The sequence below is a fragment of the Pseudundibacterium arcticum genome (assembly GCF_042646465.1).
Classification (GTDB): domain Bacteria; phylum Pseudomonadota; class Gammaproteobacteria; order Burkholderiales; family Burkholderiaceae_D; genus Undibacterium_A; species Undibacterium_A arcticum.
In genome coordinates, this window is record NZ_JBHRTP010000038.1 from 113,150 (window position 1) to 127,826 (window position 14,677).

At 59.0% G+C, this 14,677-nt stretch carries 12 protein-coding genes; 7 read left to right on the forward strand and 5 right to left on the reverse strand.

What is annotated here, in order from left to right; all coding sequences use genetic code 11:
- Positions 1-10: 10 nt before the first annotated feature.
- Positions 11-760, forward strand: a complete 750-nt coding sequence (locus ACFOFO_RS12970) for a pseudouridine synthase (protein ID WP_390324678.1) — start codon at positions 11-13, stop codon at positions 758-760.
- A 131-nt stretch (positions 761-891) separates the two neighbouring features.
- On the opposite strand, the gene def is transcribed toward ACFOFO_RS12970, so the two are convergent.
- The 5 genes from def to smc form a co-directional block, all read right to left on the reverse strand.
- The gene (def, locus tag ACFOFO_RS12975; RefSeq protein WP_390324676.1) at positions 892-1,428 is read right to left on the reverse strand and encodes a peptide deformylase; all 537 of its coding nucleotides are present in this window, start codon (positions 1,426-1,428) and stop codon (positions 892-894) included.
- Between the two features lie 165 nt (positions 1,429-1,593).
- Positions 1,594-2,481 (reverse strand): UTP--glucose-1-phosphate uridylyltransferase GalU, encoded by an 888-nt coding sequence (gene galU, locus ACFOFO_RS12980; RefSeq protein WP_390331717.1) that lies wholly within the window; start codon positions 2,479-2,481, stop codon positions 1,594-1,596.
- Positions 2,478-4,574 carry an NAD-dependent DNA ligase LigA gene (gene ligA / locus ACFOFO_RS12985; protein WP_390331718.1) on the reverse strand — a complete coding sequence of 699 codons (2,097 nt, stop codon included), beginning with the start codon at positions 4,572-4,574 and terminating at the stop codon, positions 2,478-2,480. Before ligA ends, galU begins: the two co-directional genes overlap by 4 nt.
- A 2-nt stretch (positions 4,575-4,576) precedes the next feature.
- Positions 4,577-5,710 carry a cell division protein ZipA C-terminal FtsZ-binding domain-containing protein gene (locus ACFOFO_RS12990; protein ID WP_390331720.1) on the reverse strand — a complete coding sequence of 378 codons (1,134 nt, stop codon included), beginning with the start codon at positions 5,708-5,710 and terminating at the stop codon, positions 4,577-4,579.
- Positions 5,707-9,237 carry a chromosome segregation protein SMC gene (smc, locus tag ACFOFO_RS12995; RefSeq protein WP_390331722.1) on the reverse strand — a complete coding sequence of 1,177 codons (3,531 nt, stop codon included), beginning with the start codon at positions 9,235-9,237 and terminating at the stop codon, positions 5,707-5,709. Before smc ends, ACFOFO_RS12990 begins: the two co-directional genes overlap by 4 nt.
- 23 nt (positions 9,238-9,260) lie before the next feature.
- Here smc and ACFOFO_RS13000 point away from each other — a divergent pair, with 23 nt between their 5' ends.
- From ACFOFO_RS13000 to dapE, 6 genes are all read left to right on the forward strand, one after another.
- Positions 9,261-9,521 (forward strand): hypothetical protein, encoded by a 261-nt coding sequence (locus tag ACFOFO_RS13000; protein WP_390324674.1) that lies wholly within the window; start codon positions 9,261-9,263, stop codon positions 9,519-9,521.
- A gap of 110 nt (positions 9,522-9,631) precedes the next feature.
- On the forward strand, positions 9,632-10,843 hold the full coding sequence (dapC, locus tag ACFOFO_RS13005; RefSeq protein ID WP_390324672.1) for a succinyldiaminopimelate transaminase: 1,212 nt from the start codon (positions 9,632-9,634) through the stop codon (positions 10,841-10,843).
- A gap of 93 nt (positions 10,844-10,936) precedes the next feature.
- Complete coding sequence (gene dapD / locus ACFOFO_RS13010) at positions 10,937-11,776, forward strand: 2,3,4,5-tetrahydropyridine-2,6-dicarboxylate N-succinyltransferase (protein ID WP_390331724.1); 840 nt, start codon at positions 10,937-10,939, stop codon at positions 11,774-11,776.
- A 64-nt stretch (positions 11,777-11,840) separates the two neighbouring features.
- Entirely contained in the window at positions 11,841-12,983 is a 1,143-nt protein-coding gene (locus ACFOFO_RS13015) for a PilT/PilU family type 4a pilus ATPase (RefSeq protein WP_390331726.1), read from the forward strand.
- A 1-nt stretch (position 12,984) separates the two neighbouring features.
- A complete protein-coding gene (locus tag ACFOFO_RS13020; RefSeq protein ID WP_390324670.1) occupies positions 12,985-13,350 on the forward strand; it encodes an ArsC family reductase in 366 nt (121 codons plus the stop codon).
- Positions 13,351-13,381: 31 nt separating this feature from the next.
- Positions 13,382-14,530, forward strand: a complete 1,149-nt coding sequence (dapE, locus tag ACFOFO_RS13025; RefSeq protein ID WP_390324668.1) for a succinyl-diaminopimelate desuccinylase — start codon at positions 13,382-13,384, stop codon at positions 14,528-14,530.
- The last annotated feature ends 147 nt before the right edge of the window (positions 14,531-14,677 follow it).

The following is a 14,677-nucleotide window of genomic DNA, read 5'->3' on the forward strand; positions in this document are numbered from 1 at the left end:
TTTGACTCCCATGACCGAACCGCTCCGCCTATCCAAACGCATGTCTGAACTCGGGCTCTGCTCGCGCCGCGAGGCCGATGCATGGATCGAACGCGGCTGGGTCCGCGTGGACGGTAAAGTGGTGTCCGAACTTGGCAGCAAGGTTTTGCCGAGCCAGCGCATCACGGTTGAACGCCAGGCCAGCGCCGAGCAATCGAAACGCGTCACCGTGCTGATCAACAAGCCGGTGGGCTATGTCAGCGGTCAGGCCGAGGACGGCTACACGCCGGCAGTCGCGCTGATCAAGGCTGAAAATCGCTGGAACGAGGACAAGGCGCCGGAGCAATTCCATCCGACCCAGTTGCGCAGCCTGGTACCGGCTGGTCGGCTCGACATCGATTCGATCGGCTTGCTGGTGTTGACGCAGGATGGCCGGATCGCCAAGCAGTTAATCGGCGAAGACACCGCGGTCGAAAAGGAATATCTGGTGCGGGTGCGCTACCTGAAGCCGCCGGGCAAGCTGCCCGATGCGGAGTTGAAGCGGCTGAACCACGGCCTGTCGCTCGACGGCAAGGCGCTGCTGCCGGCCAAAGTCCGGTGGCAAAACGACGACCAACTCAGCTTTACGCTACGGGAAGGGAAGAAACGCCAGATCCGGCGCATGTGCGAACTGGTCGGGTTGAAAGTTCTCGGCCTGAAGCGGGTACGCATCGGGCGCGTCAAACTGGGTGATTTGCCGGTCGGCCAATGGCGTTATCTGGGTCCTGACGAGCAGTTTTGAGTGCAATCCGTCGCATTGCAGTGCCCCTACGGACGCTCTTAGCGGCGCTGCGATCAGCATATACTCCACGATTTAAGCTTGATTAGCGCAGATACACAGTGCGCAAATGGCAAATACCCACTATATCGATGTCATTCTTCGTTGCCCGGGTCCAGATCGGGAAACAGCACATCAACATAGCCGAACTGCGACAGATCCTTCATCCGCATCGGATACAAGATGCCTGCCAGATGGTCGCATTCATGCTGCACCACGCGCGCATGGAAATCCTCGGCATCGCGGCTGATCCGGTTGCCGAACTGATCGAAACCTTCATAGTGCAGACGGGTCCAGCGCGGCACCACACCGCGCAGGCCGGGGACCGACAGACAGCCCTCCCACGCTTCATCGATCGCATCCGACAGCGGAGTCAGCGCTGGATTGATCAACACAGTCTCCGGTACCGCCGGTGCGTCGGGGTAACGCGCGTTCTGGTTGAAGCCATAGATCACCAGTTGCAGGTTGACGCCGATCTGCGGCGCGGCCAGGCCGGCGCCGTTGGCAGCATGCATCGTGTCGAACATGTCGGCGACCAGCGCCTCCAGTTCCGGCGTGCCGAACTCGGTCACCGCCTCAGCTTGCCGCAGCAGGCGCGGGTCGCCCATTTTGAGAATTGGTCTGATGCTCATTGACAGGTTGCGCGCGGTGCAGCGCGGTTAAAATTAAAATTAATTGGCAGTATATACATATTGCACACGAAAAACTTGCGCAATGAGATATCAGCGCAGAGAGTATGTTTTTTGCCAAGGGTACCCAAAATCTCGCCAAGCGGTCGCGGTCCGCCCCTCGCCCGATCAAGTCCGTGCCGAATATGTTTCATTCAGATAAGCTGAAAATGCCTTGGCGGTTTCCGGATGCTTCAATCCCAGCGCCAGCGTTGCCTTCAGGTACCCCAGTTTGGAGCCGCAATCATAGCGCTGGCCCTGATACCGGTATGCCATCACCGACTCGTGCTGCATCAGCGCGACGATGCCGTCGGTCAGTTGAATCTCGCCACCAACGCCCTTGCCCAATTTTTCAAGGTGGTCAAAAATCTTGGCGCTCAATATATAGCGGCCAACCACCGCCAGCGTCGAAGGTGCATCCTCCGGTGCCGGTTTTTCGACCATGCTGTTGACCCGTTCCAGGTTGGGTCGGTGCGGGCTGACGCTGACGATGCCATAGTTCCGCGTGTCCGCGCGCGGCACGTCCTGCACGGCGAGCAGACTGACGCCCTCCTCCGCATAGACATTGGTCATCTGTGCCAACACCGGCCGCTGGCCGACGTCGACATCCATCAGATCGTCCGCCAGCAGCACCGCGAACGGCTCGTCGCCAACCACCGGCCGCGCGCACAGCACCGCGTGGCCGAGACCGAGCGGGGCCGACTGGCGGATGTAGATGCACGTAATGTGCTTGGGCACCACATTCTGGATCGATTCAAGCAAGGCGATCTTGCCGGCCGCTTCCAGTTCGGTTTCGAGCTCATAGGCCTTGTCGAAATGGTCTTCGATGGCCCGCTTGTTGCGCCCCGTAATGAAGATCATCTCGTTGATGCCGGCCGCGACTGCCTCCTCGACCGCATACTGAATCAGCGGCTTGTCGACCACCGGCAGCATTTCCTTCGGCTGCGCCTTGGTGGCAGGCAGGAATCGGCTACCAAGACCGGCGACAGGAAAAACGGCCTTTCTGATTGGTTTCATAGTTCGACCCCATTTCGCGAATTTAACAAGTCCAGCAGTTGTTGTTCATCAAGTACGGTCACGCCCAGTTCCTGCGCCTTCGCCAATTTGCTACCGGCGTCTTCGCCTGCCACCACATAGCTGGTTTTTTTCGAGACCGATCCGGCGACCTTGCCGCCGGCAGCCTCGATCTGTGCCGATGCCTCTTCCCGCGTCAGGGTCGGCAGCGTGCCGGTCAATACAAAGGTCTGGCCCAGCATCGGCTTGGGCGCGGTTTCGGCGCGCTCGCTTTCGTTCCAGTGCACGCCGGCAGCACGCAGTTGTTCGATCAGTTCGATGTTTAAAGGATCAGTCAAAAATGCCTTGATCGAACGCGCAACCACTGGACCGATATCGGGGACCTCCAGCAGCTCCGTTTCGGATGCGTCCAGAACGGCATCGAGCTTGCAGAAATGTTGCGCCAGCGCCTTCGCGGTCGACTCGCCGACATGCCGGATGCCGAGTGCATAAATAAAGCGCGCCAGCGTCGTCGATTTCGATTTCTCCAGCGCATCGATCACATTTTGCGCCGATTTGGCGGCCATCCTGTTGAGCGCCGTCAACGAACCCAAGCCGAGCTTGTACAGGTCCGCGGCGGTCGTGATCACCTGCTTGTCGACCAATTGATCGATCAGCTGGTCGCCCAGGCCTTCAATGTCCATCGCGCGTCGCGACGCGAAATGCTGCAGGCCACCCTTGCGTTGCGCGGGACATTTGATCCAGCCGCCGGAGCAGCGTGCCACTGCCTCGTCTTCCAGTTTGACAATCGCCGACCCGCAAATCGGGCAGCTGACCGGCATCACGAATTCACGCGCATCGGCCGGACGCTGTTCCAGGACATGCGCCACCACTTCCGGTATCACGTCGCCGGCGCGGCGCACGATCACGGTGTCACCGATCCGTATATCCTTGCGCCTGACCTCATCCTCATTGTGCAGAGTCGCATTGGTGACGGTGACGCCGCCGACGAAGACCGGCGCCAGACGCGCGACCGGCGTGATGGCGCCGGTACGCCCGACCTGCACTTCGATATCCTGCACCGTGGTCAAGGCTTCCTGTGCCGGGAACTTGTGGGCGATGGCAAAGCGCGGCGCGCGCGACACGAAACCCAGGTGTCGTTGCTGGTCGAGACGATTGACCTTGTAGACCACGCCATCGATGTCGTACGGCAATTGCTCACGTTGTTCGCCGATCTGACGGAAATAATCGAGCAGACCCGTTGCGCCGGCCAGCACTGCACGCTCCTGACACACCGGCACACCGAGTTCGGCATACCAGTCGAGCAAAGCGGCATGCGAAGCGGGCATGTCGGCACCTTCCAGCGCGCCGATCCCGTATGAGAAAAAACGCAGCTTACGGTTCGCCGTGATGCGTGAATCGAGCTGGCGCAGGCTACCGGCAGCCGCATTGCGCGGATTAGCGAATTCTTTTTGCCCGGCATCGCGCTGACGCGCATTCAGCCTGGCGAAATCGCTTTTGAACATCAACACCTCCCCGCGCACATCCAGCACGGCCGGCGGCTTGTTCCCATGCAAACGCAAGGGAATGCTCTTGATGGTGCGGATGTTGACTGTCACGTCTTCACCCGTGGCGCCATCGCCGCGTGTGGCAGCTTGCACAAAAATGCCGTTTTCGTAGCGCAGATTGATGGCCAGACCGTCAAATTTCAGCTCGGCGGCATATTCGACTTCGGCGGCATGATTTTCCAGTCTCAAACCCTGTTTCACGCGCTGATCGAAAGCAATGATATCGCCGTCGCTGAAGCCGTTATTGAGTGATAGCATCGGCACCGAATGCGTCACCTGCGCGAACTGCGGCGAAGGTCGGGCACCGACCCGATGGGTTGGCGAATCAGCGGTCAAGAGTTCCGGGTGCGCCGCTTCGAGCGCCTGCAACTCGCTAAACAACTTGTCGTATTCAGCGTCCGGGATACTCGGATTATCGCGTACGTAATAGGCGTAATTGTGACGGTCCAGCTCGCTTCTGAGCCATGCCGCACGGGTCGGCCAATCCGTGTTGTCGGGCACCGAATTAGTGGAGTTCTTTGATGATGGGCTGAAGGAATCGGGCTGCATACTCAACTGAACAAACGCAACGCACGGGTCGCACCGGCAGGGATATCGACCGCTTGCATGTCGTCGTAGAACGCATCGACCTGGCCTGAAATCTCGCCCAGTGCCGCATCCGACAGCGCTTGATTACTGTCGTCGACGATCGTGCCATCGAGCCGCTTGACCAGCGATTTGGCACAGGCGACCATCGCGCCGAAACCGTCGCGCAGCGGCGCGACGCAAGGCACGTCCAGCAGCAAGGTCAAATGCGAAGTGGTCTCTGCCGCCAGCGTGACATTGGTAGACAACGAAAACAACACACCGCCATCGCCGTCCTGCATCACGAAGCGACCGTCCGGGCGCAGGTCAAAGCCTTGGCGCTCCAGCGCGGTCAGCAAGGTATTGATAGCCCACGGCGCGCCATTGGAATGGATATTCACACCGAGCTGTGCATCGTGCTCGGACACGAACTGATACAAGGCTTTGGCGGCCGACATCACTTCTCCCATGTCGGGTACGTCGAGCTCCGCTCCCAAGCCGTCGGCGATCTGACGTAGCCGCATCACGAGTTCGGAATATTCGATTTCATTGAGCGCGCTGCTGCGGTTCGCAATCTGCACACCGGCCTGCAACTCGGTGTAGATATTGCCATGGGTCACAGGCTCCCATTCGCCCTCGAGCCGCAAGCCAATGTAATGGATCGATTTATTGCCGACATGGCGCAAGCTCTGCAAGGCCGGAAGAATTTTTTCGCCGCGTAGCGGCGATTCCATTTCCAGCGCGATCGCGCAATCGATCAATTCGTCGACCGGCAGTTCGCGCACGGCAGCGGTGGTCAATGCATCAAATTCGTGGGTGTCTGGTGGGGCACTATCGGTCGGATCGCGTTCGATCGCGTTGGCGGCCCCATCTCCCGCCACATGAGGCGAAGGTGCCTCTGCGCCCCGTGCGACCAGCACTGGTTCCTGACGTTCCAGTTGTTGTTGCGTTTCTGCGCCAGGGGCCGCGGGTGCCGGCGTCATCAGGACATCGTCGTGCGCATTGGAAAACGCGCGTTCGACACTTTTTCTGGCCTTGTATTCATGCCATTTGTTATAGGAGTAGACGCCGGCCACGATGGCGCTACCGCAAAAAATCAGGATAGTTTGAAGATCTGTCATGCGGCTTGTACCTCGGTAGCGAAATCGGCGGCGGACTCCATATCCACCGCGACAATACGGGAAACTCCCTGTTCCTGCATGGTCACGCCGATCAATTGATGCGCCATTTCCATGGCGATCTTATTGTGCGAAATAAACAGGAACTGGGTGTTGATCGACATCCGTTTGACCATATTACAAAAACGTTCGGTATTGGCATCGTCGAGCGGTGCATCGACCTCATCGAGCAGGCAGAACGGCGCCGGATTGAGCTGGAACATTGAAAACACCAGCGCGGTTGCCGTCAACGCCTTCTCGCCGCCAGACAACAAATGAATTGTCGCGTTTTTCTTGCCGGGCGGCTGTGCCATCACCTGCACCCCGGAATCGAGAATTTCATCGCCGGTCATGGTCAGCTTGGCCTGGCCGCCGCCGAACAGTATCGGGAACAATTCCGCAAAATGGCCGTTGACCTTGTCGAAGGTGTCCTGCAACAGCTCGCGCGTTTCCTTGTCGATCTTGTGGATCGCATCTTGCAGCGTGTTGATCGCTTCGGTCAGGTCGGCGTTTTGCGCATCCAGGAAGTTCTTGCGCTCCGACGCTTGCGCCAGTTCGTCCAGCGCCGCCAGATTGACCGCCCCCAGTGCGGCGATCGCATTGTTCAGACGCGTCACCTCGCCTTGCAGGTAGGACGGCTTCAGGTCGGCGTGCAGTTTCTCGGCCAGCGCTGCTTCATCGGCCTGCGCCTCGACCAGTTGCTGCGCAAATTGTTCGTGATTTAACCGAGCCGCCTGCTCTTTCAACTGCAACTCCATGATTTTGTCACGTTGCGGCTGCAGGCTGCGCTCGGATTGCATGCGCGCTTCTTCTGCATGGCGCAGTTTTTGCGTCAACTGGTCCAGTTCATGCCGCGCATCGGCCAGCGCACGCTCCTGATCGGTGCGTTTCTCCAGCAGGGATTGCAAGCCGGCCTGGGCAGTCTGGTCGTCCAGATTTTCCAGCTCCAGATTGCCTTGCTGCATGCTGGCAAACAGTTGCGCCGATTGTTCCAGCGCGGTAGCAATATTGCGGCGTAACTCCTCGATCTTGTTGCGCTGCGATTTTTCGGCGTATTCCGCCTCCTGTGCGGCGCGCTCACCTTCGCGCAAGCGCTGGCGCGCATCGCTCAATTGCTGCTCTTTGGTCAGGTAATCGGTCTGGCCATCCTCGTGCGTTTCCTGCAATTGCGCCAGTTCGAGATCGAGCTGTTCGAATTTTTCTTCCGACTCCGCCTTGACTTGCTGATGCTCGGCTTCCTGCTCCGCAATTTCCGCCAGGTCGTTGACGATTTGCGCACTGCGCTGATTGAAACGCTCTTGCACTTCGGAAAGTTTCACCACGTCGATCTGCAGCCCATGCACCGCCTGGGTCAGGGTATTGACGCGTTGGCGGTATTCCTGCAACTGCCGCGTCACATTCGACAAGGCCGCCTCGGCCCGGACCGAACGGGATTTGGCTTCATCGGCCAACAATTGCTGGGCGCGATGCTGCTTGCCGATATTTTCGATTTCCTGTTGCCGCGCCAACATGCCGTCCTGTTCGGAATCGGACGCATAGAAGCGCACGCTGGTCTTGCTGATCACATGGCCCTGGCGGGTGATGAAATAACCACCCAACGGCAACTTGTCGCGCGCAATGAACGCCGCGGTGGCATCGTCGGCGATGAAAACATTGTGCAGCCAGTCCTGCAGCAGCGCGCGCAGACCGGGGTCATTCAGCTTTAGCAGTCCCAGCAGCGGCGCCAAGCCGGCCGGCGGGTCCTGATTGCTAGCGCTGGCATGTCCGTTGACCGTGAACAGCGCCAGCTTGGCCGGTGGCGCATCATTGAAAAATGCCTTGGCCCAGTCGATGTTCGATACTTCCAGCGCCGCGGTGCGCTCGCGCAGTATCGATTCCAGCGCGGTTTCCCAGCCCTGTTCAATCTGCAGCTTTTGCCATAGGCGCGGCAAGCCGTCCAGTTCATGTTTTTGCAGCCAGGGTTGCACCTTGCCCTGGGTTTGCACTTTCTCCTGCAACTGCTTCATGGCAGCCAGGCGCGCTTCCAGTTGAGCGATATTGGCGCTCTCCACGTTGACTTGCGCCTGCGCCGCGCGCCGCTCTTCTTCCAGCGCCGGTTGTTGCTCTTGCGCAGCTTCCAACAGTGCGCTGGCCTCTTCCAGCGCCGCGCGCTTTTCTTCCAGCTGCATTTGCAGATTCGACAGATGGGTGCTGTCGGGGATATTCAGTCCGTTCTTTTCTTGCGACAGGCGTTCGCGGCGTGTCGCCAGGCCGGACAGAATATTCGATGCATTGCGCTGATGCGCCGATTCCAGCTCGATCTGTTGCTGCGCCTGCATGATCCTGGCGCGCGATTCGGTGGTTTTCAGCTGGGCTTCGCGCCAGGCGTGCTCCAGTGCCGGTAACTTGTCGTTGTTTTGCTGTGCCGCTTCCTGCGATTGCTCGACCTTGGCCGCCAATTCTTCCAGCCGGAATTCGGCCTCGGTCAGGTCGTCCTGATGCAAGCTGCTCTGGCGCTGCCATTGGTCGCGTTGCGCAGTCAGCGAATTGAGCTGCGACTGCAGGCGGTTACGCGACTCGATGACGAACTTGATTTGCGCCTCCAGACTGCCAATCTCAGAATTGGTCTGGTACAGATGACCTTGCGCCTGGTGCATCTTGTCGCCGACCGCGTAATGGGCCTGACGCATATGCTCCAGCTCGGTTTCGACATGGCGCAGCTTGGCGGTCTGCTCTTCCAGATCGGTCTGCGCCTGTTCGATGTCGCGGAAAAATTTGGCCTGCTCGGTCTTCGCTTCGTTCTTGCGCAGCAGCCACAACAGCTTTTGCTTCTCGTCCTGATCCGATTGCAGCGCATGGAATTTATGCGCGACGGCGGCCTGTGCTTCCAGCTTTTCCAGATTCGCGTTCAGTTCGCGCAGGATATCCTCGACGCGAATCAGATTTTCCCGCGTGTCATGCAGCCGATTTTCGGTTTCGCGACGCCGTTCCTTGTACTTGGAGACGCCAGCGGCCTCTTCCAGGAATACCCGCAATTCTTCCGGCCGCGCCTCGATAATGCGCGAGATCATACCTTGGCCGATGATCGCGTAAGCACGCGGTCCCAGCCCGGTACCCATGAAGATGTCCTGAATATCACGCCGCCGCACTGCCTGGCTGTTGATGTAATAGGTTGACGTGCCATCGCGCGTCAGCGTGCGCTTGACGGCGATCTCTGCGTACTGGCTCCACTGCCCGGAGGCCTTGCCGTCACTGTTGTCGAATACCAGCTCGACCGAGGAACGGCCAGCCGGTTTGCGATGCGACGAGCCGTTGAAGATGACGTCCTGCATCGATTCGCCGCGCAGTTCCGACGCCTTCGACTCACCCAGAACCCAGCGCACTGCGTCGATGATATTGGATTTGCCGCAACCGTTCGGCCCGACCACGCCGACCAGCTGCCCAGGCACCTGGAAATTGGTGGGATCGACAAAGGATTTAAACCCCGACAATTTAATGGAAGTTAGGCGCACGTTATCTTATATATCGCGTATGTTTGAAGATGTTATCGATTTATGCCGAGAACAAAAAGAAATTTTGGCAGCTTTCTTCAGCTGCGGACAGTGGTCTCGCCAGCGACGCCAAGGCGTCAGCCCAAGGCGCCATTATCATAGCATTCCAACCAGTTTGTCCGACTTTCCGACCCGCGATCCGCACTAAAAGTTCCGAGAAGCAAATGCCTGGCCGCCATCATGCGCACGATGAACTGCCGCAAGGCAAGTTATTGGCGGCGATGGCACGCTATGGGACGCTATAATGCAGGATTAAAATTGCTGCGGCACGCATCATCGCTGCGATTCTCATTGTTTCATTGCTGTGTCATTCTTGTTTTCAGTCTCACCTCCTTTGCTCATTAGCGTATCCGCCGTGAATCCACTTCTCGACCAGCTGCAACCCTATCCTTTTGAAAAGCTGCGACAGCTTTTTGCCGGCATTACTCCCGATCCAGCGTATCGCCCGATCAGTCTCGGCATCGGTGAGCCCAAGCATCCGACTCCTGCCTTCATCCAGCAAACGCTGGCGGACAGCCTCGGCGGGCTGGCCAGCTATCCAACCACCGCCGGCTCGGACGCGCTGCGGGCGACGATTGCCGGCTGGCTGGAGCGGCGCTACGGTTTGCCGAAACTGGATCCTGCGACGCAGGTATTGCCGGTCAACGGATCGCGTGAAGCCTTGTTCGCACTGGCGCAGACGGTGATCGATCCATCCCGGGACGCGCTGGTGCTGTGCCCCAATCCGTTTTATCAGATCTATGAAGGCGCCGCCTATCTGGCCGGCGCACAGCCATATTTCGCCAATTCCGATCCGGCCCGCAATTTTTCCCCGGACTACAAGAGCATCCCAGCCGAAGTCTGGGCGCGCGTGCAACTGCTGTACCTGTGCTCGCCCGGCAACCCGACCGGCGCCGTGCTGTCGCTGGACGAGTGGGAGGAACTATTCGCATTGTCGGACCGCTACGGCTTCGTGATCGCCGCCGACGAATGCTACTCGGAGATTTATTTCAAGGACGTGGCGCCCTTGGGGGGCCTGGAAGCCGCGCACCAGCTCGGCCGCACTGGCTATCCGCGCCTGATTGCGTTTTCCAGCCTGTCCAAGCGCTCGAATGTGCCCGGCATGCGCTCCGGATTCGTGGCCGGTGACGCCGATATCATGAAAAAATTCCTGCTGTATCGCACCTACCACGGCAGCGCGATGAGCCCCGCGATCCAGGCCGCCTCGATCGCCGCATGGGATGACGAGGCGCACGTGGCGGAAAACCGTGCCAAGTACATCGCCAAATTCAGCCAGATTACGCCGATGCTGCAGCAAGTGCTGGACGTTGCGCTGCCGGACGCCGGCTTCTATTTGTGGGCGCACGTCGGGAAATTGACGACGCTGTCCGATACCGAATACGCCCGACGTCTGTATGCCGAATATAATGTGACGGTTTTGCCGGGAAGTTTCGTGGCGCGCGACGCGCATGGCATCAACCCGGGCCAAGGCCGCATCCGGATGGCGCTGGTGGCCGAACAGGACGAGTGCCTGGAAGCCGCACGCCGCATCGTCGAATTCACGCAAAAACAGGCGAATCGTCGCTAAATGACCCGATAATCACCCGACTATCACCAAGAATCACCAAGCATCATCAAGCAAACACCACATTTTCGCTAACCATTCAGGCAGATCAAGCAGATGACCCAACAACTCCAGCAAATCATCGACCAGGCATGGGAAGACCGCGCCTCCTTTTCACCATCGTCGGCACCTGCCGAAGTGCGTGACGCCGTCAGCCACATCATCGAACAGCTCGATCTCGGCTCCATCCGCGTCGCACAAAAGATCGGCAATGACTGGACCGTCAATCAGTGGGTCAAGAAAGCGGTGCTGCTGTCGTTCCGCCTGGAAGACAACTTCGTGATGCCAGCCGGTGCCGATGGCATCAATGCGATGCAGTTTTACGACAAGGTTCCAACCAAGTTCGCCAATTACACCGCGGCCGACTTCGCCAAGGGCGGGTTCCGCGTGGTGCCGCCGGCGGTCGCCCGCCGCGGCAGCTTCATCGGCAAAAACGTCGTCATGATGCCGTCTTTCGTCAACATCGGCGCCTATGTCGATGAAGGCACGATGGTCGACGCGTGGGCCACGGTCGGCTCCTGCGCCCAGATCGGCAAGAACGTCCACCTGTCCGGCGGCGTTGGTATCGGCGGCGTACTGGAACCGATGCAGGCCAATCCAACGATTATCGAAGACAACTGCTTCATCGGCGCCCGTTCCGAGATCGTCGAAGGCGTGATCGTCGAAGAAAATTCGGTCATTTCGATGGGCGTCTACATCGGTCAGTCAACCAAGATCTACGATCGCGCCACCGGCGAAGTCAGCTATGGCCGCGTGCCGGCAGGCTCGGTGGTGGTATCGGGCAACCTGCCGTCGGCCGACGGCAAATACAGCCTGTACTGCGCAGTCATCGTCAAGCGCGTCGACGCCAAGACCCGCGCCAAGACCGGCATCAATGAATTGCTACGCGGCGACTGAGCACCGGGAAGCCGTTTTCACCGGCTATTTTTCTTTCGTATTTCGTTAGAGGTAGGAGCGCATCATGGCGATGGACCGTTTGTTCCAGTTGATGAAGGAAAAAGAAGCGTCGGACATGTTCTTCGCGGTCAATTCGCCGGTCCATCTGAAGATCAATGGCAACGTGATCCCGATCAACCAGCAAAAGATGGACAACGCCAGCATCCTGGCGTTGCTGTCCGAGGTCGTATCTGCTGCCGAGCTACAAACGCTGGAACGCGACCACGAGCTGAACATGGGGATTTCGGCGCCCGGCGTTGGCCGTTTCCGGCTGTCCGCATTTCGCCAGCGCGGCACGTTTTCGGCGGTGTTTCGCTATGTACCGGTGACCATCCCGGCGCTGGATCAATTGGGTTTGCCGCCGATCCTGTCCGAGCTAATCATGGAGAAGCGTGGCCTGATGCTGCTGGTCGGTGCCACCGGGTCCGGCAAGTCGACCACCATCGCATCGATGCTCGACTATCGCAATGAAACCAGAACCGGTCATATCCTGACGCTGGAAGACCCGATCGAGTATGCGTTCCAAAACAAGAAATCGTTGGTCAACCAGCGTGAAATCGGCAGCGACGCGGTCAGTCTGCAAATCGCCCTGAAAAACGCACTGCGTCAGGCCCCCGATTGCATCCTGATCGGCGAAATTCGCGACAAGGAGTCGATGGCATCGGCGCTGGCGTATGCCCAATCGGGCCATCTGGTATTGGCCACGCTGCACGCCAACAACAGCTACCACGCGTTGAACCGCATCATCAGCTTCTACCCGATCGAAAACCGTCCGGCGCTGCTGCAGGATCTTGGCTCCACCGTCCGCGCCATCATTTCCCAGCGCCTGATCCGCGCCATTGATGGCGGCCGCCTCCCGGCGGTCGAGATCATGCTCAACACCCGCTATGTTTCCGATCTGATCGAAAAAGGCAGTATCGACCAAATCAAGGACGCGATCGAAAAGAGCCTGGCACCAGGTTCGCAGTCGTTTGAGCAAGCCTTGCTGAGCCTGATCAGGTCGGGTCTGATCACGCAGGATGAGGCACTGGACAATGCCGACTCGGCCAACAACCTGTTGTGGATGCTGAACAATAACGAGAAGGCCAGCAAGGTGTTCCAGCCTGAGGAAGAGAAGGTCAAGAATGATGCCGATGCCTCGTTCACCGAATTTACGCTCAATAGCTGAGATGCAGATCACGCTGTACGGTATCCCGAATTGCGACCAGGTGAAGAAAGCCCGCACCTGGCTAGACGCGCATGGCAAGCCGTATGCGTTCCACGATTTCAAGAAGGCCGGCATCAACCGCAGCATGATCGACGGCTGGCTGTCCGATCTGGCATGGGACGTATTGCTGAACCGCAAAGGAACCACCTGGCGCGCACTGCCGGACGAGCGCAAGGCAGTCGCCGTCGATGCTGTGGGTGCGGCCGCCCTGATGCTGGAATCGCCATCGATCGTCAAGCGGCCGGTATTATGCGTTCGCGATGCCGGCGGCGCGCAGCGTCATTTCACCGGGTTTTCGGACGAGCTGTACCGACAGATTTTTCAATAACGTAACTAAATACTACTAAAGCGGCACCACTATGAGCAAAACCCTGGCGCTCACCGAAGAACTGATCGCCTTATCCTCCGTCACGCCCGAAGACAAGGGCTGCCAGCAGCGCCTGATCGCACTGCTGGAGCCGCTCGGCTTCGTCTGCGAGACGATCCGTTCCGGCGACGTCACCAACCTGTGGGCCAAGCGCACCGGCGCGGCAGGTAACGGCGCGACGGCACAACCGCTCTTGGTGTTCGCCGGCCATACCGATGTGGTGCCGACCGGCCCGATCGAGCAGTGGCACTCGTTGCCGTTCGTACCGACCCGGCGCGACGGCAAGCTGTACGGTCGCGGCGCGGCTGACATGAAGACCTCGATCGCGGCGATGGTGGTGGCGGTGGAGGAATTCACCTCGGCCCATCCGGGCCACAAGGGTTCGATCGGATTTTTGATCACCAGCGACGAAGAGGGTCCGGCCACGGACGGCACCGTCGTGGTGTGCAATGAACTGAAAAAACGCGGCGAACAAATCGATTACTGCCTGGTCGGCGAACCGACCTCGGTCAATCTGCTTGGCGACATGAGCAAGAACGGGCGGCGCGGCTCGATGTCGGGCAAGCTCACGATTCGCGGCGTGCAGGGCCACATCGCCTATCCTCAGCTGGCCAAGAACCCGATCCATCTGGCTGCACCGGCGCTGGCCGACCTGGTGGAAGAACATTGGGATGCCGGCAACGAATACTATCTGCCGACTTCCTGGCAAATGTCGAATATCCACGGCGGCGCCGGCGCGTCGAACGTGATTCCGGGCGAAGTCGTGATCGACTTCAATTTCCGTTTCTCGACCGCCAGCACGGTCGACGGTCTGCAGCAACGGGTGCATGCGATCCTGGACCGGCACAAGCTCGAATACAGCCTGAAGTGGACCGTCAACGGACTGCCATTCCTGACGCCGCGCGGCGTACTCAGCGATGCACTGTCGGACGCGATTCGGGCCGAGACCGGGCTCGAGACCGAGCTGTCGACCACCGGCGGCACTTCGGATGGGCGCTTCATCGCGCAAATCTGCCCGCAGGTGATCGAATTCGGGCCGCCGAACGCCAGCATTCACAAGATCGATGAACATATCGAGTTACGCTTCGTCGAACCGTTGAAGAATATTTACCGGCGCCTGCTGGAAAACCTGCTGATATAGGAATGAGTGACGATGGCCGGCAATCGGGCGGACATGCCGGTTGCACGACCATCGAATACTCCCATCGCCAAGCCATGCTTCCGCAAATAAAAATTGGAGCGTGAGAACATACTCCATGAAAACACACTATTACCAATATCGGCGGCA